We start from the raw sequence: 25220 nt of genomic DNA on the forward strand, positions 1-25220 counted from the left end.
GTTCGCGGATGGGAGGATGGATGCCGTGACCGACGCCGAACCGCTCCAGGAACTCGTCGACCACGCCCGCCAGACGCGGGTGGTCGTGATCGGCGGCGGCATCGCCGGACTCGTCGCGGCCTGGGAGTGCGCCAAGGTCGGCATGGCGGTGACGCTGGTGGAGGCATCCGATCGTCTCGGCGGCACCATCGGGTCCGCCCGCATCGCGGGACTCGAGCTCGAGACGGGCGTCACCTGTTGGTCCACGAAGGGCGGCGCGGTGCGCAAGCTCGTCGAGGAGGTGCTGCCGGATGCTGCGATCGTGCGCCCGCGCGATGACCGCGAGTGGATCGCGGGCCTGCCGAAGGGCGCTGCGGCGCCGCTGCCCGCCGAGCAGGTGCTCGGCATCCCGGCCAATCCGTGGGACGAGAGCGTCCGCCGGGTCATCGGCTGGGGCGGCACATGGCGCGCCTACCTCGACCGCCTGCGCCCGCCGCTCACGATCGGCGCCCAGCGCAGTCTCGGCCGTCTCGTGCACGGCCGGATGGGCGACAGAGTCCTGGATCGCCTGGTGGCACCGCTGACCATCGACCGCTTCGGCCTGGACCCCGTCGACGTCGACGTCGAGATCGCGGCACCCGGACTCAGCAACGCGCTCACCCGCACAGGGTGGCTGGGCGGCGCCGTCGCCGACGTGCGCGTCGACGCCCCCGGTTCCTCGATCGAGGGATTGGCCGGTGGGATGCCGCAGCTCACGGCCGCGCTCGCCGACAGGCTCGCCGAGCGCGAGGTGGCCGTCCACACCGGAGCGCTGGCGACGGGTCTGGTCCGCGGCGACGGAAGGTGGACGGTGGAGCTCGCGACGATCGCTCCCGAGGGCGCAGCCGTCGCACCGGACCGGCTGCACGCCGACGCGGTGATCGTCGCGACCGACGAGACCGCGGCGCGCACTCTCCTGGCGCCCGCCCTCGACAACCCCGCGTTCGCAGATGTCGCCGCCGTGGGCATCGCCCGAGAGGTCGTGACGATCGTGGTAGACGCCCCCGAGCTCGATACGGCGCCGCGCGGCGCCCATGTCCACGCCGTCCCCGGCGCGCTGCGCGCCACGGGGCTCGTCCACGAGACCGCGCGGTGGGAGTGGCTCGCGCGGGAGGCGGGCGCCGGGCGCCATGTGCTGCGCGTCGCTTTCGGCGCCCCCGGGATCGCGCCCGCGACCGAGGGGCTGTCCGACGCCGATGCGGCGGCGATGGCCGTGGCCGAGGCATCCGTCCTCCTCGGTGTGGAGCTCGACGAGGACCGGATCGGCGGCGCGCGTCGCGACGCGTACACCCTCGTGCCGCCGGCGTCGGCCCTCGGCCGGCGCGAGCGCACCGACGCCGCCCGCGCCGCGACCGCCCGCGCGCCCGGCCTCGCCGCGGTCGGTGCGTGGCTGTCGGGGAGCGGCCTCGCGCAGGTCGTCGCCGACGCGCAGGAAGAGGCGGATCGACTGCGTCACCGCGCGCTGTGGGGTGCCGCGGCGGCGGAGTGAACCCTCCCGTTGCGGGCCCTGTCAAGAGTGGATGCCGGAATCGGCATACAGGGCTACCCTGGGAAGGTCGTCAGGTCACACCGAGCGTGAGGAGACCTCATGAAGGGCAAGGCTGGACTCGTCATCGGACTCGCGATCGGGTATGTGCTCGGTTCGCGCGCGGGTCATGAGCGCTACGAGCAGATCAAGACGCAGTGGCTCAAGGTGTGGAACACCGAGCCGGTGCAGACGCAGGTCGGCAAGGTGAAGGACTTCGCGAAGTCCCAGGCGATGGCGCTGCCGTCGACGCTGTGGGAGTCCGCCGTGAAGGTCACGCAGGCCGCCGGCTCGAAGGGCACCCCCGGGCAGAAGCTCGACGCGGCGCTCAAGGTCGGCAAAGACTCGGCCGACGACGTGGGAAAGGCGGCGCAGACCTCGGCGCAGGCCGTGAAGGACGCCGTCGACGAAGCCGTGGACGACGCCTCCGAGAACGGTCGCGGCGGGGCCTGACGTGATGACCACCCCCCGCGGCTTCCGTGACCGCGCGGACGACAGCCTGCTCACTCTGCTCGGTGAGATCCCGGAGCTGATCCGCAACCTCGTCATCGCGGAGATCGACGCCGCGAAGGCCTGGCTCGCCAAGACCGCGAAGGACGGCGGATGGGGAGCTCTCTGGGTCTTCGCCGCGCTGTTCGTGCTGTTCTGGTCGGTGCCCGTCTTCGGCACGTTCGTCATCGCGGGGCTGTCGTCGTGGTGGCCGGTGTGGCTGTCGGCGCTCGTGGTGTTCTTCGCGATGCTGATCGTCACCGCGGTCTTCGCGATCATCGGCGTCCTCTACTTCCGCCGGATCGGCGAGCGTCGCAACCCGGTCCAATCGATCGCCCTGGACGTCAAGGAGGTGCGCGATGAGCTCTGACGCGCCCGTTCCGCTGTCGAAGAACTCGGTCGCGCTGCCCCGCACCGCCGTGCCCTTGGGGATCACCGATCCCGTGGAGCAGGCGAGGACCGAGCTGAAGGCTGCGCTCGCCGCCATCGAGGCGAAGGCGAACGTCCCGCGCCGGGTCGAGCGGGCGCTCGACGTGAACATCGAACGGGCCCGGGCGTTCAATCGCCGCAATCCCGCCCTCACGGCCGTGGCCGTCATCGCGGGCGCCGCGGCGGTCGGCGCGGCGGTCTGGGGCTTCGTGCGCCTCTATACCCGCTGATCCGGCATCCCCAGCGCCCCGCCTCGCCGAGGTCACGGCATCCGCGATCGGGGGTATGCTCGGGAAGCAAGGCAGTGCAATGGTGCGTTAGCTGCCGATAGCGCGAACCCGATTCGAATCGCGCATCGGCTGTCTCGAGCTTCTTGGGCGGCCGACTGAGCATCATCGAGAGTCGACCCCCTATGAACACCGCCGCAGCACAGCAGCAGTCCGTCAAACCACTGGCCGGCTGGCGCGTTCTCGTGCCCCGCGGCGGTCCCTGGGGCGACGGCGTCGCGGCGACTCTCCGCCGCCAGGGCGCGATCCCCGTGATCGCCCCGCTCATCAACTTCGCCCCCACGAACGACCAGGCCTCCCTCGACCAGGCTCTCGCCGACCTCGCCGCGGGAAGGTTCGAGTGGCTCACGGTCACGAGCGCGACCACGGTCGATGTCCTCTACGCGTACCGCGCAGTCGTCCCGGCGGCGACGAAGATCGCGGCCGTGGGGGAGACGACGGCGGCGGCGCTTCTGGCCGTCGGCTATCGGGTCGATCTCGTGCCCGAGCGCGACAACTCCGCGGCCGGCATGGCCGAGCAGCTCATCGCCCTCGAGCCCGAGCCGCGCGACATCCTCGCCCTCCGCAGCGAGATCGCGAAGCCGGTCCTCACCCGCATGCTCACCGAGGCGGGGCATCGCGTGCGCAGCGTGGTCGCCTACCGCACCGTCGGCGTGCCGGTCACCGAGCGCATCGCCGAGGACGTCCAGTCGGGCCGCATCAACGCCATCCTTGTGACGAGCGGCTCGGTGGCGCACCAGGTGCACGAGCAGTTCCCCGAGATCCCCGAGACCACGCTCATCGCCGCGATCGGTCCCCGCACCGCGAAGGACGCGCGCCGCGCGGGCCTCGACGTCGACGTCGTGGCCGACGCGCAGACCGTCGATGCCCTGATCGACGCGGTCGGCAAGTTCTCCCTCCCGCACGCGGCCGACGAGTTCGCCCCCAAGACCGGCATGATCCCGCGTCTCGGCGGCATCGATACGCGGAACTGACCCGCCTGTGACCGGCACGCCCCGCATCGTCGTGCTCGCGGGCGGAGTCGGGGGCTCCCGCTTCGTCCTCGGTGTCCGCGGCGCGCTGCGCGCCCGCGGCGTCGACGACACCGCCGCATCCCTCACCGTCGTCGTCAACACCGGCGACGACCTCTGGCTGTCGGGCGTGCGGCTGCAACCCGACGTCGACTCGATCACCTACGCCCTCGCGGGCGTCAACGACGCCGAGCGCGGCTGGGGCCGCCAGGGCGACAGCGAGCGCGTCAACCACGAGCTGCAGGAGTGGGGCGCCGGCTGGCCCTGGTTCACCCTCGGCGACCTCGATCTCGGCACGCACCTCGCCCGCACCGGCTGGCTGCGCGACGGCCTCACGCCCACCGACGTGCTCGAGCGCATGTCGCACCGCTGGGATCTCGGCGCGCGGCTGCTCCCGATGACCGACACCGAGGTCGACACCATCGTGGTGCTCGACGACGGCACGCGCCTGCACTTCCAGGAGTGGTGGACCCGCCACCGCGCGACCCTCGCCCCGGCGCGCTTCGAGAACCCCGGCATCGAGGCGGCAGCCCCCGCGCCCGGCGTCGTCGAGGCGATCGCCGACGCCGACGTCGTGCTGCTGGCACCCTCGAACCCGGTCGTGTCCATCGGCCCGATCCTCGCCGTGCCGGGCGTGCACGAGGCGCTCAGCGCGACGGCGGCACCCGTGGTGGGGGTCTCGCCGATCATCGGCGGCAAGGTGGTGCGCGGCATGGCCGACGTGTGCCTCACCGCGATCGGCGTCGAGACCTCCGCGACGGCGGTCGCAGGTCTGTACGGTGCCCGCGAGACCGGTGGGCTGCTCGACGCGTGGCTCCTCGCCGAAGAGGACGAGGCTGCCGCTGACGAGGTCGCCGGGCTCGGCATCCGTCCCCTCGTCCGTCCGCTCTGGATGACGGATGCCGCGCGCCAGAGTGCCCTCGGCGAGGCGGCGCTCACGGCCGCAGGGGTCTGAAAGTGCCCGAACTCGCGTGGTGGGCGTGGGCCCTGCTCGCCGTCGGCGCGGTCGTCGTCGGACTCTCGAAGACCGCGGTGCCGGGCGCGGGCACGATCGCCGTGGCCATCTTCGCGGCCGTGCTGCCGGCGAAGCAGTCGACGGGCGTGCTGCTGCTCCTGCTCATCGTCGCCGACCTGTTCGCCGTCACCATGTATCGCCGGCACGCGGACTGGCGCACCCTGCTCAGACTCGCACCCGCGGTCGTGGTGGGCGTACTGGTCGGCGTGGTGTTCCTGTGGTTCGCCGACGACGTGTGGGTGAAGAAATCGATCGGCGTGATCCTGCTCGCGGTCATCGCCATCACGCTGCTCCGACGACGCTTCACCTCGAGCGTCGAGGCCGCCCGACCCCACCCCGTCGCCGCAGCGACCTACGGCTCGCTCGGCGGCTTCACCACGATGGTCGCGAACGCGGCGGGACCCGTGATGTCGATGTACTTCCTCGCGGCCCGCTTCGAGGTGAAGGCGTTCCTCGGCACGGCGGCCTGGTTCTTCGCGATCGTCAACCTATTCAAGGTGCCGTTCTCGGTCGGCATCGGCATCATCACCGTGCCCGGACTGCTGATCGACCTCGTGCTCGTGCCGCTTGTCGTGGCCTCCGCGTTCCTGGGCCGCTGGCTCGCCGACCGCATGCCGCAGTCGGTGTTCGAGAAGCTCGTGATCGTCTTCACGATCGTCGGCGCGGTGTACCTGCTGATCGTCTGACGCGGACCCTCACGCCCAGGGCGAGGGGCGGTCGTTGTCGCGCGTGCTGTCGTCGGGAAGGTGGGGGAGCTCCTCGCCGCCGGCACGGATGCACAGCCACCGCAGCTGCCCGGGACTGTCGGGGCTCGCGCGCCACGTGCGCCAGACCCCCTCTCCGACGCGAACGACCGTGCCGGGGCCGACGTCGACGATGTCGTCGTCGAGGCCCATCTGCCCCTGGCCGGCGAGGAACACGTACAGCTCCTCGACGCGTGCGTGGGAGTGCCAGTAACCGGCCTGCTCACCCGGCTCGAACGCGTTCGCGGTCAGGCCGATGTACTGCATGGTCATGTCGTGGTCCACGACACGGCGGCCATCACGCGACCTCTCCGGCGTGAACCCGCCGTAGTGCGCCCGCCACTCCTCGAGCCCGCCCATCTCCAGCACCTGGTAGTCGCTCATCGGCCCAGGCTATCCGTGAGCGGAGGTGACGAGGGCCGCCGTGCGCGGGCCCAGGCCCAGCGCGCGAGCGGTGTCGAGCTGGTCGGCGGTGTCGACGTCGCGACGGAGGGTCGAGGCATCCGTAATCCCGATCGCCGTGCATCCGAGGGCGACGTGCCGCGCGAACGAGCCGTCGCCGAACGACGACTCCCAGGCGGTCCCCGGCCCCGCCGTGACCAGCGTCGAGCCCGTGCCTTCCGCGTCGGGAACGACGCCGCGGGGGACGGATGCCGCGGCCCGCAGCGCGTCGGCGAGGTCGGCGGGTCGCAGCGCCGGAAGGTCGCCCAGGAGCGCGGCGCGCGGCATCCGTCCGTTCGGATCGATCGCCGCGACGCCCGCCGCCACCGCGGCGTCGAGCCCCTGCGCGTCGCCCTCGGGGACGAACCGCAGCGCCGGGATCATCGCCGCTTCGCGCGCGAGGGCGGCGTCGTCGGTCACCACCACGACCTGCGCGACGAGCTCGCACGCGCTCGCCGCCGCCAGCGTGTCGAGGGCGATGGCGCGGGCGAGGTCGGAGCGGCCGACGCCGGCGACCTCCAGGCGCGACTTCGCGCGCGCGGAGGGCTTGACCGGCACCACGACCACCCAGCGGGGCGGCGGCGCCGCGGAAGCGGAGGAGCTACGGCCGCGTCGGCCGAACAGCGGGGTCACGCGTACTTCGCGCGCAAGCGCGGCAGGATCTCTTCGCCGTACATCCGCAGGAAGGCGCCCTGGTCGTGGCCCGGGTCGTGGAAGACGAGGTGGCGGAAGCCGAGGCCGATGTACCAGCCGATGCGCTCGACGTGCTCGTCGGGATCGTCCGAGACGATGAACCGCGACGCCGCGCGCTCGATCGGCAGTGCCTCGCCGAGCCGCTGCATCTCGATGGGGTCGTCGACGCCCATCTTCTCCTCGGGGGTGAGGGCGAGCGGTGCCCAGAACCGGGTCTTCTCGCGCGCGGCGTCGATGGTCTCGTCGAGCGAGACCTTGATCTCCATCAGTGTGTCGATCGCGTCGGCCGGGCGGCCGGCCTTCTCGAGCCCTTCGTGCAGCGCGGGCAACAGGGTCTCGGTGTAGAGCTCCCGCTTCTTGCCCGATGTCGTGATGAAGCCGTCGGCGATGCGGCCGGCGAGGCGCGTCGCGGCGGGACCGGCGGCGCCGATGTAGATCGGGACGGGCTCGGGGAGCTTGTCGTAGATCGTGATGTTGCGGGCCGTGTAGTACGTGCCGTCGAAGTTGACGCGATCCTCCGACCACAGCCGGCGGATGAGCCCGATCGCTTCTTTCAGGCGCTGGAACCGCTCCGGCGGCTCGGGCCACGTGATGCCGAGGTTCGCCTCGTTGAGCGCCTCGCCCGTTCCGACGCCGAGGATGACCCGGCCCGGGTACATCACGCCGAGCGTCGCGAAGTCCTGGGCGACGACCGTGGGGTTGTAGCGGAAGGTCGGCGTCAGCACCGAGGTTCCGATCAGCACCCGCGAGGTCTTGGCGCCGAGCGCGCCGAGCCAGGGGACGGATGCCGGGGCGTGCCCGCCGTCGTGCAGCCACGGCTGCAGGTGGTCCGAGATGAACACCGAGTCGAACCCGGCCTCCTCGGCCTGGATCGCATAGTCGAGCAGCTCGGCGGGACCGAACTGCTCGGCGGACGCCTTGTAGCCGAAGCGCAGGGGGACGGTCATAGGGTGCTCCCTTCGAGAGCGGGTTCGGGGAGGAACTCGGAGCCGTCGGCCCGGCCGAGTCGCTCGCGGAAGGCGTCCACCGTGCCGGGCCACAGCAGGGCGAGCCGGCCCGAGCGTTCGTCGACGTACCAGTTGCGGCATCCGCCCGTCATCCAGCGGGTGGATGCCGCGGCCCGAGCGATCTCGTCGGTGTAGGCGCGCTCGGCTTCGGGGTCGACACGCAGCACGCGGCCGGCGCGGGCCTCGAGGGCACGGGTGACGTAGCCCGCCTGCTCCTCGATCATGAGCACGGACGACGAGTGGCCGAGAGACGCGTTCGGGCCGTTCAGCACGAAGAGATTCGGGAAGCCGGAGACGACGGTCGAGGCGAACGCCGTCATGCCGCCCGACCAGTGCTCGGCAAGCGCCACGCCGTCCTCGCCGGTGACGAGCTCGGCGTAGGGCTGGCGGGTCGAGGCGAACCCGGTCGCGAGGACCAGCGCGTCGACCTCGTGGCGGGTGCCGTCGGAGGCGACGAGCGCCGACCCCTCCACCTCCGCCAGCGCGGAGGACACGAGCGAGACGGCGTCGGACGCGACGGCGGGGTAGAAGTCGTCCGACAGCAGCACGCGCTTGCAGCCGAAGGCGTAGTCGGGGGTGAGTGCGGCGCGCAGCGCGGGGTCGGCGACCTGCCGGCGGAGGTGCGCGAGCGCGACGGCTTCGGCCTCGGCGGCCGCAGCGGAATCGCCCGAACGCGACGCGAAGCGCGCCTCGCCCTCGGCGTAGAGCTCGGCACGGAGGGCCTCCAGCGCCTGCGGCGTCGCGGCGAACCGCGCGCGGTCGGCGTCGGAGTAGGCGTCGCCGCCGCGCGGCACGATCCACGCGGGAGTGCGCTGGAAGAGCGTGACGTGCGCCGCGGTGCGCGCGAGCTCCGGCACGATCTGTACGGCGCTGGCCCCGGTGCCCACGACGCCCACGCGTGCGCCGGCGAGATCGGTCGAGTGGTCCCACCGCGCCGAGTGGAACAGCGGTCCAGGGAACTGCTCGAGTCCGGGCACCCGGGGGATGGCCGGCTCCGTGAGGCGTCCGCACGCGAGCACGAGAGCGTCGGCCACGACGAGTCCGTCGGGTGTCGTGATGCGCCACACCGCGTGCGCGGCATCCCACTCGGCCGATCTCATCGGGGTGCCCAGGCGCAGGCGGTCGCGCAGGCCCTCGGCGTCGACGACCCGCTCGAGGTAGGCCTGGATCTCCGCGCCCTTCGCGTACGTGCCCGACCACGCCGGATTCGGGTGGGCAGCGAAGCCGTACAAGTGCGAGGGCACGTCGCACGCGATGCCCGGATACGTGTTGTCGCGCCACGTGCCGCCGACGGAGCTCCCACGCTCCAGCACGACGAAGTCGTCGCGGCCCGCCCGGCGCAGCGCCGACGCCACGCCGATGCCGGCGAATCCGGCACCGACGACGGCGACCTCGACGCGGGTCACCGCGGACCCACCTGACCGTACGTGGTCGTGCGGAGGCGGAACGGCCGGAACAGGCGCGACACCATGGCCGAGGCATCCCTCACGGGCAGCTCGAGGCCGTGCTCGATGCCGGCCTCGGGCTTCACCCGGCCGTCGAGCAGAGTGCCGCCGAGGTCGTCGCCGCCGGACTGCAGCAGGACGACGGATGCCTCGCGCCCGACGCGCGTCCACGGGATCTGGATGTGCGGGATGCTGCCCGACAGCAGCAGCCGCGAGACGGCGACCATGGCGCGGTGCTCGTCGAGCGGCGCGCGGCCGGGAACGAGCGCGACACCGCCGGCGGGCCCGGGCAGCGGGATCGGCACGAACTCGGTGAAGCCGCGGGTGTCGTCCTGGATCGCGCGCAGCTGCCGCAGGTGCGCGATGCGCTCGGCGGCGGTCTCGACGTGACCGTAGAAGATCACGCTCGTCGAGCGGAAGCCGGCACGGTGAGCGGCCGTGATGCCTTCGACCCAGCCGTCGATCTCGAGGTCCGTCGGCGCGACGAGCCCGCGCACGCGTTCGCTCAGCACCTTGACGCCGGTGCCGGGCACGGTGTCGACGCCGGCGCCGCGCATCGCGGCGAGAGCCTCATCGAGCGTCAGGCCGGAGCGTTCGGCGAGGTCGCGCACATCCTGAGGGCGGTACGCGTGGAGATGCATGCCCGGCGCCGCCGCCTTCGCCCGGCGCGCGATGTCGAGGTAGCCCGCCGGGTCTTCCGACGCGGCGAGGAGCCCCTGCACGCAGAGCTCGGTGGCGCCGAGGTCCCATGCGTCGGCCGCGATCGCGCCGACGTCGTCGAGCGTGAAGGTCGCGGGGTCGGCGGTCGCGCTCGCGCGGAGGCCGGTGGAGGTGAGATTGCGGTTCACCACGAGGGTGACCGCTTCGCCCACCGTGTAGCGCCGTACGTCGTCGGCGGTCGCGGCGAGCACGTCCAGCTCATCGCCGGTGGCTTCGAGGAGCGCGACCCACTCGGCGTCGTCGAGGGCGAGCGGGTCGGCCGCCGCGGTCTCCGCGAGCCGCTTCACGGTGCGCTCCGGTAGAGAACTCAGGAGATCCGGGTCCGGGTGGTCGCCAGGGACGCCGTCGACCGGCGTGTCTCCTGAATCATTGGCGGCGAGAGCAGCGAGCCCGGTTTCCGGGTCCGCGAGCGCAGCCACCGCCGGGCGCAGGGCGGGGTCGATCCACGTCTGGGCGGCCAGCACGAACTCGGGCTGCGCGGTCAGGCGCTCGCGCAGCTCGAATCCCAGCTCCGCCGTCATGCGCGCGAGGTCGTCGAGGTGCGGCCACGGGCGCTCGGGATTCACGTGGTCGGCGGTGAGGGGCGAGACCCCGCCCCAGTCGTCGGCGCCGGCGCGCACCAGCAGGCCGAACTCCGTGGCGTCCGACAGGTTGGGCGGCACCTGGATCCGCATCCGAGGACCCATCACCAGCCGGGCCACCGCGACGGCGGCGACGTACTCGAGCAGATCCGCGTCGGGCGCGCCCTGCATCGCGGTGCGGGGCTTCGCGCGGAAGTTCTGCACGATCACCTCCTGCACGTGGCCCTGCCCGTCCACCTGATGCCGTTCGTGAGCCTCGCGGATCGCGACGAGCGACTCGGCGCGGTCGCGCGCGGTCTCGCCGATGCCGACGAGGATCCCGGTGGTGAAGGGCACCCGCTCACGCCCCGCGGCCTCGATGACCTCGAGCCGCACCGTCGGGTCCTTGTCGGGCGACCCGAAGTGCACCTGCCCGGGCTCCTCGAACAGCCGACGCGAGGTCGTCTCGAGCATCATGCCCATCGACGGCGCGGTGGGGCGCAGCATCCGCAGCTCGTCCACGGTCATGACGCCGGGGTTCGCGTGTGCGAGCAGACCGGTTTCGGCGGTCACCCGGCGCGCGATGTGCGCGACGTACTCGATCGTCGATGCGAACCCGTGCTCGTCGAGCCACGCGCGGGCCTCGGGCCACCGCTCCTCGGGGCGGTCGCCGAGGGTCAGCAGCACCTCCTTGCAGCCTGACGCCAGCCCCTGCCGAACGACGGCGAGCACCTGCTCGGCCGACATGAACGCGGGCTTGTGCTTCTTGAGGAGCTGCCCGGGGGTGTCGACGAACACGCAGTAGTGGCAGCGGTCGCGGCACAGCGTCGTGAGCGGCACGAACACCTTGCGCGAGTACGTGATCACTCCGGGCCGACCGGATGCTGCGAGCCCGGCGTCGCGCAGATCGCCGGCGATCTCGAGCAGGCGCTCCAAGTGCTCGCCGGTCGCGGCGAGCAGTGTCTCGGCGTCGGTCGCGTCGAGCCGCTCGCCGGCCGCGGCGCGCGCGAGCGCGGCGTCGACGGCTGAAGGGGAGGCGGTCCGGGGCGACGCGGTGACGGAGGGGAACACGACGGTCACCGACCCAGTCTTGCACCGCCTACGGGTACCGGGGCCGAAGGATCGTTGCCCTCCCGTAAGCAAATGAGTCCGGTTCCGTGCGCCTGCGCTGGCAGACTGGGCACATGGTGACGCTGCTGCTCGACTCGACGCAGCTCGAAGTGGTGCTGTCGGTGTCCGAGCGCGCCCTGTCATTCCGCAAGGGGAATGTCGTCATCGAACGCTCGACCATCACCAAGGTGCAGCTCACCGACGACGCGTGGACGTGGCTGCGCGGCATCCCGAGCCCCGGCACCCACGTGCGCGGCATCATCGCGGCCGGCACCTGGCGCTCCGCGGGCGGGGATGATTTCGCGATCATCCGCCGCCGCCGTCCGAGCGTCGTGATCGACCTCGAGGGCCACCCCGAGTACCAGCGCGTCATCCTCACCACGCGCCACGGCCTCGCCCTCGTGCAGGCGCTGCGCGTCGAGCTGGCCGCCGAGCCGACGGACGTCGTCGACATCGCCGCCGAGACCGGCACCATCCCGGTCGTTCCCGAGCGCAAGCCGCGGGGGCGCAAGACGCCCGCACCCGCACCCGCGGTCTGATCGTTCACGTTTCGACTCGCAGGCTCGCTCGACGACCGGAAGCCTCAGCTGACGTCGCGCCGCCAGCTCACCAGGTGGCCGAGCACGACGAAGACGACGGCGTAGCCGAGCAGCACGAGTCCGCCCACCCACCACTCGAGCGGGTCCGCCGAGCCCTGCGGGATGGTCGCCGCGTAGACGCTCGCACCGACGAGCGCATCGCTTGCGGCTCCCGGCAGGAAGCGCGTCACGTCCGACAGTCCCTCCACGAACGCGGCCGCGGTGCGTCCGATCGGCTCGATGAACTGCGTGAACACGAGCACGCCGACGATCGCACCCACCTGATTGCGCACGAGGGCGCCGACGCCGACGCCGATGAGCGTCCAGAGGACGTAGGCGAGCAGCATCCGTCCGAGCATCGCCCACGTGTCGGGCGAGGTGATGTCCGTCGCGAGCCCGAACCCGGCGAGGAACGCCGCCGAGGTGCCGACCGCGGCGACGATGCCGATGACCCCGAGCACGACGCCGATCAGCACCGCCACGGCGAGCTTCGCGACGAGCACGCGGCCGCGGCGGGGCGTCGCGAGGAACGTGGGCGTCAGGGTCTTGTGGCGGAACTCCGCGGTCACCATGAGCGTGCCCACCAGCAGCGGGAAGACGTAGCCGACGGTGGTCGCCGTGCTGTACAGCGTCGCGGCGAGGCCCTCCTCGGGCAGCGGCGGCGCGTTGCCGGGGAGCGACCCCGTCGCGGCCGCCGCGTAGACGAAGCCGAGCGCCGCTGCCGTAAACGCGACGTAGGCGAACAGGACGATCGCGAGGATCCACCAGATGCTCGTCGAGAACAGCTTCGTGCTCTCGGCGCGGGTCGCGGCGGTGAGGCTCATCGGTCACCGCCTTCCTCGTCGGCGGGTGCGGTGACGGCATCTGCCGCCGGGTCGGCGTCGGAGGGGGCGACGGATGCCTCGTCCCCCGGCTCGTGCGGGGCTTCGGCGTCGGCCGCGGGCGGGGTGCGCGTGACGGCGTCCTCGAAGGCCTCGGCTTCGGGCGGCACCCAGGCTTCGGGCTCGAGCTCGGCGTCGGGTCCGGGTTCGGGTTCGGGTTCGGGTTCACCCTGGGGCTCGGGCTCGGGCTCGGATTGCCCGCTCGAGGCGGTGTGGTCGAAGGCTGCGAAGAAGGCGTCGGCCTCGATGTCGGAGTCGGTCTTGACGTAGTGCTCCCACGGGCGGTCGTCGTCGGCGTCGGGCGGCTCGAGGGTCGAGAGCTCGTCGTCGATCTCGCCGATGGCGTCGACATCGGGATTCGCGTCTTCGGGAGCCCACGGGTCGGCGGGGCCGGGCTCCGGAGAGGATGAAGGTTCCGGTTCGGGTTCGGCCTCGGCCTCGGGTTCGGATGCAGGTTCGGGTACAGCCTCGGCCTCGGTCGCAGGTTCGACTTCGGGCCGGGGCTCGGGTTGTGGCGCCGGTTCCGGTGCGGGCTCAGACTCTGCCGACAGCTCTTGGTCGATCTGGCCGATGGCCTCGACATCGGGATCGGCGTCCTCGGGGGGAGCCGACGGCACGATGTCGATGACGCCGGTGCTCGCCACCGCGTACGCGACGGGGCCGGGAACCGGGGGAACATCAGGCTCGGTGTCTGCCTCGTGCTCGGGGCGTTTCGACTCTGCGTTTCGACTCGCAAGCTCGCTCAACGTGCGAGGGGAAGGGTCTGGCTCGTCGCGCTCGGCCGCCCAGGCCGCGCCGGCGGCGGCGGCCAGCGCGGACGCCGCCCCGGGGGCCGCGGTCGCCTCGGCGTCGAGCTCGGCCGCCGTGAGCGCCGACTCGGCGGCCTCCTCGGAGTCGGGCGGCGTCGCCGCGACGGGCGCCGCCGGGGGCGCGGCATCCGTGCTCCCCGCATGTCCGGCCGCGCTCGGGTGCACCCGCGTGCCGTTCACCAGGTCGAGGAAGACCTCTTCCAGCGCCGGGCCGCGACGGTGCAGCGACGACAGCGCGACACCGCCCGCGGCGGCCGCCGCGCCGACCGCGGTCGGGTCGACGCCGCGCACGGTGAGTCCCGAGCGCAGCACCTCGAACGCCACCCCGGCGGCTTTCAGCGCCGCGCTCAGCGCCGGCCGGTCGGGGGAGTCGACGACGGTGGCGTACTCGCGCGGGTCGGTGAGCTCGTCGACCCCGCCCTGGAACACCAGGCGTCCGCGCGAGATGATCAGCAGCGCGTCGACGGTCTGCTGCACCTCGGCGAGCAGGTGCGACGAGACGAGCACGGTGCGGCCCTCGCCGGCGAGCTGCCGGAGGAACCCGCGCATCCAGCGGATGCCCTCGGGATCCAGGCCGTTCGCCGGCTCGTCGAGCACGAGCACGCCCGGGTCGCCGAGCAGCGCGTACGCGAGGCCGAGGCGCTGGCGCATGCCCAGCGAGTATCCGCCGACCTTGCGGTTCGCAGCATCCGTCAATCCGACGAGGTCCAGCACTTCGCCCACCCGTGACTTGGCGATGCCGGCGGCCTGGGCGTAGATCGTGAGGTGCGCGGCGGCAGTGCGGCCGGGATGGAAGCTGGATGCCTCGAGCACTGCGCCCACGGTCTGCAGCGGCTGGTCGAGCTCGGCGTAGCGCCTGCCGCCGATCGTGGCGTGACCTTCGGTGGGCTTCTCGAGGCCGAGGAGCACGCGGAGCGTGGTGGTCTTGCCGGCGCCGTTCGGGCCGAGGAATCCGGTGACCATTCCCGGTTCGACCCGAGCCGTGAGGCCTGCGACCGCCGTGACGGCGCCGAAGCGCTTGGTGACACCTGAGAACTCCAGCGACTGGCCTTCGGGCATGCCGAACCCTCTCGTTGGTCGTAGGCGACTCCCCGGGGGCAATCTACGGGGCCGCGCCATTGCGGACTCATGCAGAACTGCGTCCCATCCTGGCGGAAATCCGGTCTCAGCGTGGGAGAAGTTGGCGCGGCCGGTAACGTTGCGCTCGTGACCGACCTCGCTGAGACCGCCGCCGAGCCCACCGTCCTCGTGAGCACGAGCGGCGGCCTCGGACGCCTCACCCTCAACCGGCCTCGCGCGATCAACGCCCTCAACCTCGAGATGGTCGAGCAGCTTCACGCGGCGCTGGACGCGTGGCAGCACGACACCGAGGTCGACATGGTGCTGCTGGACGGCGCCGGCGAGCGTGGACTGTGCGCCGGCGGCGATGTGCGCGGGCTCGCCGAGCAGGTCACGAGCGGCCACGCCGACGACGCTGCGGTGTTCTTCCGTGCCGAGTACGCGATCAACGCGCGGATCGCCGAGTACCCGAAGCCGTTCGTCGCGTTCGCGGACGGCATCACGATGGGCGGCGGGATCGGCGTCGCCGGTCACGCCGCGATCCGAATCGTGACCGAGCGCTCGCAGCTGGCGATGCCCGAGACCCGCATCGGCTTCACCCCCGACGTCGGCGGCACATGGCTGCTCGCCCACGCACCGGGCCGCCTCGGCGAGTATCTGGGGCTCACGGGCGCGGTGATGGATGCCGCGGACGCGATCTACGCCGGATTCGCCGACCACTACGTGCCGCACGAGAACCTCGACGCGGTGCGCGACGCGCTCGAGACGCGGGCCGACCCATCCAGCCCGACCGAGCTCGTCCTGCTGTTCGACGAGACCCCCGCCCCGTCGAAGCTGATCCGGGCCCGGGAGTGGATCGACGACGCGTTCGCAGCCGACACCGTCGCCGAGATCGTCGAGCGCCTGCGGGCGCGCCCCGAGCCCGCGGCATCCGCCACCGCCGACCTGCTCGGCGAACTGTCGCCGACCGGTCTCGCCGTGACGCTCGCCGCGATCCGCCGCGCCCGGGAGCTTCCCGGGCTGCGCGAAGCCCTCGACCAGGAGTACGGCCTGGTGATGTGGTTCGCGACCTCTCAGCCCGACCTGCCGGAGGGTATCAGGGCGCAGGTCATCGACAAGGACCGCACGCCGCGGTGGCAGCCGGCGACGCTCGCCGACCTGCCCGACGACCTCGCCGAGACCGCGCTCGCCCACCGACCCGACGTCCCCCTCTGGGACTGACGCCCGCATCGGCGACGAGCATCGGCGACGAGGAGGATCGTGAGCACCCGGCACCGGAGGAGCTACTCGATCGGCGTCGCGATCGACTGGTTCTTCTTCGTCTTCGCCGGACTCGCGGCGCTGTGGCTCGCCTACCTCAGCCTCACCGAGACGTTCCACGTCGGGTGGTGGGGCATCCCGTTCTTCCTCGCGTTCTGGGTGCTGCTCGCGTACCTCGTGCTGCCGCGGCTGCACCGCATCCTCACCACGATCTACGTGCCGGACTACTTCATCGGGCGCACCCGCACGAGTGACGGGCTGCTCGGCGACCCGGTGAACCTCGCGTTCCAGGGCGGCGGCGAGCAGATCCGGGCCTCTCTCGAGGCGGCAGGCTGGACGCAGGCGGATCCGGTGACGCTCGGCTCGTCGTGGCGCATCATCACGTCGACGCTCAGCCGGCGCAGCTACGACGAGGCGCCGGTGAGTCCGCTCTTCCTCTTCGGGCGCCAGCAGGACTTCGCCTACCAGCAGGAGGTCGACGGCAACCCGGCCCAGCGCCACCACGTGCGGTTCTGGCGCTGCCCCGACGACTGGCTGCTGCCCGGAGGCCGCCGCGTCGACTGGCTCGCCGCCGGCACCTTCGACACCAGCGTCGGGCTGTCGCTGTTCACGCTGCAGGTCACCCACCGCATCGACGCCGACACCGACGTCGAGCGCGACCACATCGTCTCCTCGATCTGCGGTGCCGACCCCCGCGTCACCGTGGACGTCATCGCCGACTTCGCTACCGGCTATCACGCCCGCAACGGCGGCGGCGACAGCATCCGCACCGACGGGGACCTCCCCATCGTGGACGTGCGCGCCGTCGAGCCGCGCGTCGAGAGTGCGGGGGAGGTGCCGGCATGAGCGCCGAGATGCCCGCGCCGCACAAGCGGCCTGCGTACGAACCGGCCGGGCGACTGCTCAAGCCGCCGCGCTTCGACCCGGAGATGAAGCGCCCGATCTCGACCGTGGCGGGCGTCCTGCTCATCGCGCTGAGGGTGATCGCCGGCGTCGTCGTGCTCATCAGCATCGCGACAGGGTGGGACGCCATCCTGTCCGACCCCGACTCCGTGCTCGAAGGGTTCGACCCCACGCCGGGGGGGAAGCAGGCCGCGCTGTGGCTGGTGATCGGCACCGGGGCGACGGTCCTCCTCATCGATCTCGCACTGGCGTTCTTCGTGTACCGGGGCGTCAACTGGGCGCGCGTGGTCGTCATGCTCATCGCGGTGCTGTCGATCAGCACCTCGTTCACGGCGTGGTGGGCGCAGGGGCAGGAGATCGAGATCGCAGGGACCTTCCTGTCGCTGAGCATCGACATCCTGCTCCTCCTCGCCCTCTCGAGCCGCAGCGCCGCCGCCTACGCGCGCCGCAACGAGCACCGCTGAGCCCGGACGCGCCGGCGTGACGTAACCTGAGTCCCGCCGCAGACAGCGGCGCGCAGCATCCGTCATCGCAGTCCCGGGGGAGGGCACGTGTTCGACAGTCCGCTCTCGGCGTCGGCGTACGAGGTGCTCGCGGTCGACCCCGAGGTCGACGAGGAGACCCTCCGCAAGGCGTACCGCCTGCGCCTCAGGCAGACGCACCCCGACACCGGCGGCGATGCGGCCGTGTTCATCCAGGTGCAGCGGGCATGGGAGCTCGTCGGCACGCCGGACGCGCGCGCGGCATACGACCGAGGTCACGGCTTCGGTGAGGCGGCCGCCCCCGAGTGGTCGGGCTGGCGGCCGCCCGCAGCGCGCACCGACACCCGTCCGCGCGCCCGGTCCTACGGACACCCCGGCGGCTGGCGCCGCGAGCGCTACCTCACGCTGATCCGGGAGTGGGCGGGCCGCGGCGTCACCCTCGAGGACCCGTACGACCCCGCGCTCGTGCGCTCGGCGCCGGTGGCGCTCAGGCGCCTGCTCGCCGACGCGCTCGCCGAGGAGGCGACCGCCCGGATCGTGGCCGACCTCGGCATGGGATACACGGTGTGGCACGACGTGGCTGCGGCAGGGCGGGACGCCGACCCCGACGCGAAGATCGACCACATCGTGCTCGGCCCGAGCGGCCTGTACGGCGTGCTGTCGGAGGACTTCGGCGGCCCGGTGCGGATCCGCCGCGGCGAGTTCGTGGGCGACGGCGTGCCCGGCGCCCCGCTCGCCGAGCTGCTCGCGCGCATGCGGGTGATCTCACGTGCCGCCGGCGTGCGCTTCAGCGGCGCGATCGTCGTGCTCCCCGACGAGGACGTGCTCACCCCCATCGACGAGATCGGTCGCGTGCGCGGCGTGCGGGTCGCCGTCGTCTCGCGCAGCGCGTTGGCCACGGTGCTGCGCCGGGGCATCACCGGCGCGCGCGACGTCGGCGGCAATGAGGTCTTCGACTACCGCACGCGCCTGCAGCAGACCGTGCGCTTCGCGTAGATCCGGGGCTCACGGGGACGAACGGATGCTGCGGCGCGGCGTCAGCGGACGAGCGACTGGATCGCGGCCGCGGCCGCGCCGCGCGCCCAGTCCTCGAAGGTGTGCGGCCGCGTCACGATGGGGCATCGGGCGGCGGCGCCGAACGCGTGGGCGTCGAACGCGCTCCGCAGCGTCTCTTCGAAGAGGTCGAAGTTCGACACGCCCTCGCCGCCGATGATGACGACCTCGGGGCCGGCGAGGTTCACGAGGGTGGCGATGGCGGTGCCGATGATGCGCGCGGCCTCACGGAAGGCGGCCTCGGCCGCCGGGTCGCTCGCGTGTGCGAGGCGCACCGCCTCGTCGATGCCGATCTCGCGACCGTGGGCGGCCGAGACTGCGGCAGCGATCGCGGGGGTGGCGGCGACCGCCTCGACACAGCCGCGGCGTCCGCACGAGCACACGTGCTCAGGCGCGGCCAGCGGGAGGTGCCCGATCTCGCCGGAGACGCCGTAGGCGCCGGAGATGACCTGGCCGTTGAGATGCAGGCCGCTGCCGATGCCGAGTCCGATGGTGACGATGGCGAAGGAGGCGGTGCCGAGCCCGACGCCGAACCAGTGCTCGCCGATCGTAAGGGCGTTCACGTCGTTCTCGAGGGTGACGGGCCACGCGAGCCGGTCCTGGAGCGCGGCGCCGAACGCCACGTCGGTCCAGCCCATGATCGCCGACGCGCGCACGACTGCGCTCGACGTGTCGATGTCGCCGGAAATGGCCAGGCCGACGCCGGCGATCGACTCGGCCTTGTCGCCCAGGTCCTGCTCGAGCGCGATGATGACGTCGACGACGGCGTCGGCGACCGCCTCCGGATCATGTGTGGCGAGGGCACGCTGGGCTCTGACCAGGACGTTGGTGGCGAGGTCGGTCGCCACGGCGATGATCTCGTCGGGGTTGATCTTGATCCCGAGCATCACCATCGCGTCGGGCACGATCGAGACCGGGGCGGCGGGGCGTCCGGGCAGACCGTCACGCTGGGTGACCGGGGGGGCGTCGACGAGCCCCGCGGCTACGAGGGGCGACACCGCCTTGGTCACGGCGGCCTGCGACAGTCCGGTGTGCCGCGCGATGTCGATGCGGCTGATCGGGCTGCGCGTCAGGATCGTCGCGAACACCTTCGAGCCGGCCTCGGACGCCGAGCGGATGAGCGTCATGCGCGCGGCGGTGTCGTGGTCCATGGGCTCCTCGCGTTCTGTGTTGCGACGCCAAGGTGAACATGATTAATTACCGATGTCAAGAAACCAGTCGAAGGAGTTGCGGATGAGCAACGGCGAGGGCAGCGTCCACACGCTCCGGGCAGCGGGCGTGTCGCTCGTCGTCGATCTGGGGGGTGTCGTGCCCCGAGTCCTGCACTGGGGCGCCGACCTCGGTCTCGTCGACGCGGATCTCGCCGAGGCGCTGCGCGAGACCTCGATCCCGGCCGTCCTCTGCAGCTCGCCGGACGTCCCCCGGGCGTTCTCGGCGTGGCCGACCGAACAGGACGGGTGGGCGGGTACGCCGGCGCAGACCGGCAGCCGCGCCGGCACCGCGTCCACGCCTCGGCCGCACGTCGTCGGCGGCGAGGTCGAGGAGTCCCCGGACGGGGGAGGCCGGATCTCCATCGCCCTCGGCGACGCGATCGCCGCGACGCGGGCGCACCTGGAGTACCGGATGGATTCCGCCGGCGTGGTGTCGGTGGACATGTCGGTAGAGAACCCGTCGGAAGCAGCATCCATCTACGTCATCGACGGCCTGCGCGCGCTGATGCCCGTGCCGGAGCGCGCGGGCGAGCTGCTCGACTTCACCGGCAAGTGGTGCCGGGAGCGCTCGCCCCAGCGCCTGCCGTTCGCCTTCGGCACGCACGCCCGCCGCGCTCGCCGCGGAAAGCCGGGCCACGACTCGCCCTTCCTGCTCGCGGCGGGTACGCCTGCCTTCGGCTTCTCGCACGGCGAGCTGTGGGGCGTGCACCTCGCGTGGAGCGGCGACGGCGAGTACCTGGCCGAGCGACTGCCCGAGGGTGCTGGCGCATTTTCGCGCGTGCTCGGCGCCGGGGAACTGCTCCGCTCGGGCGAGGTCATGCTGCAGCCGGGAGAGCGCTACAGCGCGCCGACGGTGCTCTTCACGTGGTCGGATCGCGGCCTCGACGGAGTCGCCGCGCGGTTGCACCGCCGGCTCCGCGCCCGCGCGCACCACCCCGCCGGGCCGCGGCCGCTCGTGCTCAACACGTGGGAGGCGGTGTACTTCGACCACGACCTCGAACGGCTGATCGAGATCGCGGATCGCGCGGCCGAAGTCGGCGTCGAGCGCATCGTTCTCGACGACGGCTGGTTCCGAGGGCGGCGCGACGCCGACGCAGGTCTCGGCGACTGGCTGGTCGACGAAGACGTCTGGCCCGACGGCCTCGGGCCGTTCGTCGACGCCGTGCGCGGGCGCGGTATGCAGTTCGGGCTCTGGTTCGAGCCCGAGATGATCAGCCCCGACTCCGATCTCGCCCGGGAGCACCCCGACTGGGTGCTCGCGCCCCGTGAGGGCGCAGGCCCGACCGCCCGCAACCAGCAGGTGCTGGACCTCGCGAATCCCGAGGCCTTCGAGCTCGTCCTCGAGCGCGTCAGTGCGCTCGTCGCGGCGCACGACATCGACTACGTGAAGTGGGACCACAACCGCGACCTCGTCGAGCCCGTGGCCCTTCGCGACGGCGGTGACCGCCCCCTCGTGCACGACCAGACGCTCGCGCTGTACCGCATGCTCGACGAGCTGCGGGACCGGCACCCTCGCCTCGAGATCGAGACGTGCTCGGGCGGCGGGGGACGCGTGGACCTCGGGATCCTAGAGCGCGCCGACCGCGTGTGGGCGTCGGACTGCAACGATCCCGTCGAGCGCGCGCGCATCGAGCGATGGACGCGACTGCTCGTGCCACCGGAGCTGATCGGCTCGCACCTCGGTGCCCGGCGCTCGCACACGACATCGCGCGAGACGGATCTGTCGTTCCGGCTCGCGATCTCCCTCACGGCGCACGCCGGCATCGAGACCGACCTCACCACGGCGACCCCCGACGACCTCCGCACCATCACAGCGTGGGCCGGGCTCTACCGCGAGCTGCGCGGTCTCATCCACACCGGCGACATCGTCAACGCCGACCTCGCGGACGAGGCGGCGATGCTCACCGGCATCGTGGCGCCGGACGGCGGCCGGGCGCTCTACACGTGGGCGCGCCTGGCCACCTCGCCCGACGGGCAGAGCGGGCGGGTGCGCTTCCCCGGCCTCGACGCCGGCGCACGGTACCGCGTGCGGGTGCGTCCCGAGCTCGGCGCGGCGAGCCGGCAGGAGGTGTCGGATCCGGCGTGGATGTTCGCGGCCACGTACGGCGGCACGGAGCTGCCCGGCGCCGTGCTCGCCGTGGCCGGCGTGCCTCTGCCGACGCTCAACCCGCAGCAGGCGCTGCTCCTCGACGTCGAGCGGCTCCCCTGAGCCGCTTGAGCAGACCAGGGGCATCCAGAACCGCCCCGTCACCCGGGCTCAGGCGTCGCCGCGGGCCTGGCGCAGCCAGCGCTCGATGCCCGAGATGTGCACCTGCGCGGCCGCGGTCGCGAGCTCGATGTCGTGGTCGGCGATCGCGTCGAGGATCGCCCGGTGCTCGTGAAGTGTGCGCTCGACGGCGCCGGCCTGGGTGAGCCCGCGCCACACGCGGGCCCGCACGGTCTGGCTGGTCAGGCTCTCGAGCAGGCTCGCGAGGTAGTCGTTGCCCGCGAGCCGTGCGATCGCGCTGTGGAAGCGCACGTCGTGCTCGACGAGGGACTCGATGTCGGTGTCGATCGCGACGCCGCTGATGGCGGCATCCAATCCGGCCACGTCGTCGTGATCCGCGCGCTGCGCCGCCAGCCCCGTGGCGTGGGACTCGAGGATGCGGCGCACCGCGAAGATCTCGAGCAGGGAGTCGTCATCGTGCAGGTCGACGACGAACGAGACCGCCTCGAGCAGCAGCTTCGGCTCGAGGCTCGTGACGTATGTGCCGTCGCCGCGCCGCACGTCGAGCACGCCCATGACCTCGAGCGCCTTGACGGCTTCGCGCATCGAGTTGCGGGAGAGGCCCAGGCGTTCGGCGAGGTCCTTCTCGGGAGGCAGGCGCGACCCGGGGGTCAGCTCGCCGCGGACGATCATGTCCTTGATCTTCTCGATCGCTTCGTCGGTGACGGCCACGCGCCCATCATAGACATCCGATGTCAGGGCGAAACGGATGCTGCCTCCACCGCGCGTCGACGGCATGATGGTGACATGAGAGTCGTGGACGGACACCTCCATCTCTGGGACCCCGAGGTCCTCACCTACGAGTGGCTGGAAGGAGCTCTGCTCCGATCTTTCGGTCCGGATGAGCTCGACGTCGCCTTGCAGGACGCCCCCGACGCGGACTGCGGCTTCGTGTTCGTGCAGGCGGAATGCGCGCCCGAGCAGGCGATCGCCGAGACGGACTGGGTCGCGTCACTGACTTCTCGCGTGCCGGTGCGGGGGATCGTGGCCCGCGCGCGGCTCGAGAACCCGGCCGCGACCGACGAGCACCTCGCGGCCTTCGCCGAGCGGCCGCTCGTCATCGGGGTGCGGCGCCTGCTGCAGTCCGAGCCCGACGGCTTCTGCCTGCGGCCGGGCTTCCTCCGCTCGGCCGAGGCGGTCGCCGCGGCCGGACTCACGTTCGACGCGTGCGTGCGCTGGGAGCAGCTGCCCGACGTGGTGGCGCTCGCGGACACCCTGCCCGACCTCGCCATCGTGCTCGACCACCTGGGCAAGCCCGAGGTGGGTTCGCCGGATGACGCGGACCCCGCCGACGGCACGCCGTGGGCGGAGTCGCTGCGCGACCTCGCGCAGCGCCCGAACGTCGTGTGCAAGCTCTCGGGCCTGCCGGCGGAGTCGGCCGGCGAATGGACCGACGCCCAGGTGAGGCCGTTCCTCGACGTGGCGCTGGACGCCTTCGGCCCCGACCGCCTGCTGTTCGGCAGCGACTGGCCTGTCTCGGGTCCTTACGGACGATGGCTCGACACGGTGTCCTCGTGGCTGGCCGACCGCGTCGGCGAGCACCACCGGAGAGCGGTGCTCGCCGAGAACGCCGAGCGGTTCTACCGCCTGGGCTGACGGGTCAGGAGCCGGCCGGACGGAGGCGCAGCGGCGACATCCCGCCGTCGACCTCGATGTAGGTGCCGGTCGTCGAGCCCGACGACGGGCTCACGAGGTAGAGCACCGCGCCGGCGACCTCGGCGGCCGACACGAGACGTCCGTGCGGCTGTCGCGCCTCGAGCGCGGCGCGCTCGGCGACGGGATCGGGGGCGCTCGCGAGGAGACGGCCGATCCACGGGGTGTCGGCGGTGCCCGGATTGACAGCGTTGACGCGGATGCCTTCGCGCAGGTGGTCGGCCGCCATCGCGCGCGTGAGCGAGAGCACGGCGCCCTTCGACGCGCTGTAGAGCGCGCGCTGCGGCAGTCCCGCCGTAGCCGCGATCGAGGACGTGTTGCAGATCGCGGCGGACGGGGAGCGCCGCAGCCACGGCAGCGCCGCCGACGCGACCCGCGCGATGCCCGTGACGTTGATCGAGAACACGCGGGCCCACTCGTCGTCGTCGTTCGCGGCGATGTCGCCCTGCGCGCCGATTCCGGCGTTGTTGACGAGGATGTCGATGCGCCCGAACCGCTCACCCACCGCGGCGACGGCCCGGTCGACCGCGGCACGGTCCGACACGTCCGCGGCGAACGCGGCGAAGCGCGGGTCGGCGCCCGAGGGATCGAGGTCGAGCACCGCGACCTCGGCTCCCTCATCCGCGAGTGCGGTCGCGATCGCTGCACCGATGCCCGACGCCCCGCCCGTCACGACGGCGACGAGGCCGCCCAGCGCCCGGCCGCTCATCGGGTCGCCTCCCAGGCCACGAACCCCTGGCGCTGCGCGCCGAGACCCTCGATCTCGATGTCGACCACGTCGCCCGGCTTCAGGTATGGGAACTTCCCGCCGAACGCCACGCCCTGCGGCGTGCCGGTGAGGATGAGATCGCCCGGCTCGAGGGTGACGAACTGCGAGAGGTGGTGCACGATGGCGCGCACGTCGAAGATCATGTCGCTCGTGTTCGAGTCCTGACGGGGCTCGCCGTTGACGAAGCTCTTCAGGCGGAGACTCTGGGCGTCGACCTCGTCGGCCGTGACCAGCCACGGACCGGTCGGGTTGAAGCCCTGCGCGATCTTGCCCTTCGACCACTGTCCGCCCGAGACCTCGATCTGGAACGTGCGCTCCGACACGTCATTGGCGACGACATAGCCGGCGATGTGCGCGTCGGCTTCGTCGGGGCTGTCGAGGTAAGCGGCGCGGCGGCCGATCACGACGCCGAGCTCGACCTCCCAGTCCGTCTTCTCGCTCCCGCGCGGGATCGTCACGGTGTCGTTCGGACCGACGACGGTGTTCGGGGTCTTGAGAAACAGGATCGGAACGGTCGGCGGTTCCGCACCCGATTCCCGAGCGTGCGCGGCATAGTTCTGGCCGATGCAGATGACGGCGCTGGGCCGGGCGATCGGGGCGCCGATGCGCAGCTCGGCCGCGCCCTCGAGCTCGGGGAGGAGCCCTTCGGCGATGGCGTCCGTCGTCCGGCGGACGGGGTCGTCGGCGAGGAATTCCCCGTCGACATCGGATGTGAGCGGGCGCAGATCGAGGTATCGGTCTGTGTCGACGACGACGGGGATTTCACTGCCGGACTCGCCGAGACGCGCGAACTTCATGGCTCTC

25 protein-coding genes are annotated in these 25220 nt (G+C 72.3%); 14 read left to right on the forward strand and 11 right to left on the reverse strand.

What is annotated here, in order from left to right; genetic code table 11:
- The first annotated feature begins 16 nt into the window (after positions 1-16).
- The 7 genes from MRBLWH7_RS15570 to MRBLWH7_RS15600 all read left to right on the forward strand — a co-directional run bounded on the left by MRBLWH7_RS15570 (position 17) and on the right by MRBLWH7_RS15600 (position 5459).
- Positions 17-1507, forward strand: a complete 1491-nt coding sequence (locus MRBLWH7_RS15570; protein ID WP_341996066.1) for an FAD-dependent oxidoreductase — start codon at positions 17-19, stop codon at positions 1505-1507.
- 99 nt (positions 1508-1606) lie between these two features.
- Positions 1607-1996 carry a hypothetical protein gene (locus tag MRBLWH7_RS15575; RefSeq protein WP_341996069.1) on the forward strand — a complete coding sequence of 130 codons (390 nt, stop codon included), beginning with the start codon at positions 1607-1609 and terminating at the stop codon, positions 1994-1996.
- Positions 1997-2000: 4 nt separating this feature from the next.
- Positions 2001-2402: a phage holin family protein gene (locus MRBLWH7_RS15580; protein ID WP_341996071.1), complete on the forward strand. Its 402-nt coding sequence runs from the start codon at positions 2001-2003 to the stop codon at positions 2400-2402.
- Positions 2392-2691, forward strand: coding sequence for a hypothetical protein (locus MRBLWH7_RS15585; RefSeq protein ID WP_341996073.1), 300 nt, complete (start codon positions 2392-2394; stop codon positions 2689-2691). The genes MRBLWH7_RS15580 and MRBLWH7_RS15585 overlap by 11 nt, the downstream gene beginning before the upstream one ends.
- 182 nt (positions 2692-2873) lie before the next feature.
- Entirely contained in the window at positions 2874-3722 is an 849-nt protein-coding gene (locus tag MRBLWH7_RS15590; RefSeq protein WP_341996075.1) for a uroporphyrinogen-III synthase, read from the forward strand.
- Between the two features lie 7 nt (positions 3723-3729).
- On the forward strand, positions 3730-4713 hold the full coding sequence (gene cofD, locus MRBLWH7_RS15595; RefSeq protein WP_341996077.1) for a 2-phospho-L-lactate transferase: 984 nt from the start codon (positions 3730-3732) through the stop codon (positions 4711-4713).
- A gap of 2 nt (positions 4714-4715) precedes the next feature.
- A complete protein-coding gene (locus MRBLWH7_RS15600) occupies positions 4716-5459 on the forward strand; it encodes a sulfite exporter TauE/SafE family protein (protein ID WP_341996079.1) in 744 nt (247 codons plus the stop codon).
- A gap of 9 nt (positions 5460-5468) precedes the next feature.
- On the opposite strand, the gene MRBLWH7_RS15605 is transcribed toward MRBLWH7_RS15600, so the two are convergent.
- Genes MRBLWH7_RS15605 through cofG form a run of 5 tightly spaced genes read right to left on the reverse strand, consistent with a single transcriptional unit; the run spans position 5469 to position 11462 of the window.
- A complete protein-coding gene (locus MRBLWH7_RS15605; RefSeq protein WP_341996081.1) occupies positions 5469-5900 on the reverse strand; it encodes a cupin domain-containing protein in 432 nt (143 codons plus the stop codon).
- A gap of 9 nt (positions 5901-5909) precedes the next feature.
- Positions 5910-6590 carry a 2-phospho-L-lactate guanylyltransferase gene (gene cofC / locus MRBLWH7_RS15610; RefSeq protein ID WP_341996083.1) on the reverse strand — a complete coding sequence of 227 codons (681 nt, stop codon included), beginning with the start codon at positions 6588-6590 and terminating at the stop codon, positions 5910-5912.
- Positions 6587-7597: a glucose-6-phosphate dehydrogenase (coenzyme-F420) gene (gene fgd, locus MRBLWH7_RS15615; RefSeq protein ID WP_341996085.1), complete on the reverse strand. Its 1011-nt coding sequence runs from the start codon at positions 7595-7597 to the stop codon at positions 6587-6589. Before fgd ends, cofC begins: the two co-directional genes overlap by 4 nt.
- Positions 7594-9063: an NAD(P)/FAD-dependent oxidoreductase gene (locus MRBLWH7_RS15620; protein WP_341996087.1), complete on the reverse strand. Its 1470-nt coding sequence runs from the start codon at positions 9061-9063 to the stop codon at positions 7594-7596. Before MRBLWH7_RS15620 ends, fgd begins: the two co-directional genes overlap by 4 nt.
- Positions 9060-11462 carry a 7,8-didemethyl-8-hydroxy-5-deazariboflavin synthase CofG gene (gene cofG, locus MRBLWH7_RS15625; protein ID WP_341996089.1) on the reverse strand — a complete coding sequence of 801 codons (2403 nt, stop codon included), beginning with the start codon at positions 11460-11462 and terminating at the stop codon, positions 9060-9062. Before cofG ends, MRBLWH7_RS15620 begins: the two co-directional genes overlap by 4 nt.
- A gap of 104 nt (positions 11463-11566) precedes the next feature.
- On the opposite strand from cofG, the gene MRBLWH7_RS15630 reads away from it, so the two are divergent.
- Positions 11567-12031 carry a hypothetical protein gene (locus tag MRBLWH7_RS15630; protein WP_341996090.1) on the forward strand — a complete coding sequence of 155 codons (465 nt, stop codon included), beginning with the start codon at positions 11567-11569 and terminating at the stop codon, positions 12029-12031.
- Positions 12032-12075: 44 nt separating this feature from the next.
- Here the strand turns inward: MRBLWH7_RS15630 and MRBLWH7_RS15635 are convergent, their stop codons facing one another.
- Together MRBLWH7_RS15635 and MRBLWH7_RS15640 are read right to left on the reverse strand one after the other, a co-directional pair.
- Complete coding sequence (locus MRBLWH7_RS15635) at positions 12076-12894, reverse strand: ABC transporter permease (RefSeq protein ID WP_341996092.1); 819 nt, start codon at positions 12892-12894, stop codon at positions 12076-12078.
- The gene (locus tag MRBLWH7_RS15640) at positions 12891-14819 is read right to left on the reverse strand and encodes an ATP-binding cassette domain-containing protein (protein ID WP_341996094.1); all 1929 of its coding nucleotides are present in this window, start codon (positions 14817-14819) and stop codon (positions 12891-12893) included. Before MRBLWH7_RS15640 ends, MRBLWH7_RS15635 begins: the two co-directional genes overlap by 4 nt.
- A 147-nt stretch (positions 14820-14966) precedes the next feature.
- Here MRBLWH7_RS15640 and MRBLWH7_RS15645 point away from each other — a divergent pair, with 147 nt between their 5' ends.
- The 4 genes from MRBLWH7_RS15645 to MRBLWH7_RS15660 all read left to right on the forward strand — a co-directional run bounded on the left by MRBLWH7_RS15645 (position 14967) and on the right by MRBLWH7_RS15660 (position 18460).
- A complete protein-coding gene (locus tag MRBLWH7_RS15645; RefSeq protein ID WP_341996096.1) occupies positions 14967-16040 on the forward strand; it encodes an enoyl-CoA hydratase/isomerase family protein in 1074 nt (357 codons plus the stop codon).
- A 39-nt stretch (positions 16041-16079) separates the two neighbouring features.
- Positions 16080-16925 carry an LssY C-terminal domain-containing protein gene (locus tag MRBLWH7_RS15650; protein WP_341996098.1) on the forward strand — a complete coding sequence of 282 codons (846 nt, stop codon included), beginning with the start codon at positions 16080-16082 and terminating at the stop codon, positions 16923-16925.
- A complete protein-coding gene (locus tag MRBLWH7_RS15655; protein WP_341996100.1) occupies positions 16922-17446 on the forward strand; it encodes a hypothetical protein in 525 nt (174 codons plus the stop codon). Before MRBLWH7_RS15650 ends, MRBLWH7_RS15655 begins: the two co-directional genes overlap by 4 nt.
- A gap of 87 nt (positions 17447-17533) precedes the next feature.
- Positions 17534-18460, forward strand: coding sequence for a DnaJ domain-containing protein (locus MRBLWH7_RS15660; RefSeq protein WP_341996102.1), 927 nt, complete (start codon positions 17534-17536; stop codon positions 18458-18460).
- Between the two features lie 41 nt (positions 18461-18501).
- Here MRBLWH7_RS15660 and MRBLWH7_RS15665 read toward each other — a convergent pair whose 3' ends face one another.
- On the reverse strand, positions 18502-19668 hold the full coding sequence (locus tag MRBLWH7_RS15665; RefSeq protein ID WP_341996104.1) for an ROK family transcriptional regulator: 1167 nt from the start codon (positions 19666-19668) through the stop codon (positions 18502-18504).
- An 82-nt stretch (positions 19669-19750) separates the two neighbouring features.
- Between MRBLWH7_RS15665 and MRBLWH7_RS15670 the strand changes: the two genes are divergently transcribed.
- Entirely contained in the window at positions 19751-21937 is a 2187-nt protein-coding gene (locus tag MRBLWH7_RS15670; RefSeq protein ID WP_341996106.1) for an alpha-galactosidase, read from the forward strand.
- A 48-nt stretch (positions 21938-21985) separates the two neighbouring features.
- On the opposite strand, the gene MRBLWH7_RS15675 is transcribed toward MRBLWH7_RS15670, so the two are convergent.
- Complete coding sequence (locus MRBLWH7_RS15675; protein ID WP_341996109.1) at positions 21986-22666, reverse strand: FadR/GntR family transcriptional regulator; 681 nt, start codon at positions 22664-22666, stop codon at positions 21986-21988.
- Between the two features lie 75 nt (positions 22667-22741).
- Here MRBLWH7_RS15675 and MRBLWH7_RS15680 point away from each other — a divergent pair, with 75 nt between their 5' ends.
- Positions 22742-23590 (forward strand): amidohydrolase family protein, encoded by an 849-nt coding sequence (locus tag MRBLWH7_RS15680; protein WP_341996111.1) that lies wholly within the window; start codon positions 22742-22744, stop codon positions 23588-23590.
- Between the two features lie 4 nt (positions 23591-23594).
- Here the strand turns inward: MRBLWH7_RS15680 and MRBLWH7_RS15685 are convergent, their stop codons facing one another.
- Together MRBLWH7_RS15685 and MRBLWH7_RS15690 are read right to left on the reverse strand one after the other, a co-directional pair.
- A complete protein-coding gene (locus MRBLWH7_RS15685) occupies positions 23595-24356 on the reverse strand; it encodes an SDR family oxidoreductase (protein ID WP_341996114.1) in 762 nt (253 codons plus the stop codon).
- Entirely contained in the window at positions 24353-25213 is an 861-nt protein-coding gene (locus MRBLWH7_RS15690) for a fumarylacetoacetate hydrolase family protein (RefSeq protein ID WP_341996116.1), read from the reverse strand. The genes MRBLWH7_RS15685 and MRBLWH7_RS15690 overlap by 4 nt, the downstream gene beginning before the upstream one ends.
- Between the last annotated feature and the right edge of the window lie 7 nt (positions 25214-25220).

It is taken from the genome of Microbacterium sp. LWH7-1.2 (assembly GCF_038397755.1).
Lineage (GTDB): Bacteria > Actinomycetota > Actinomycetes > Actinomycetales > Microbacteriaceae > Microbacterium.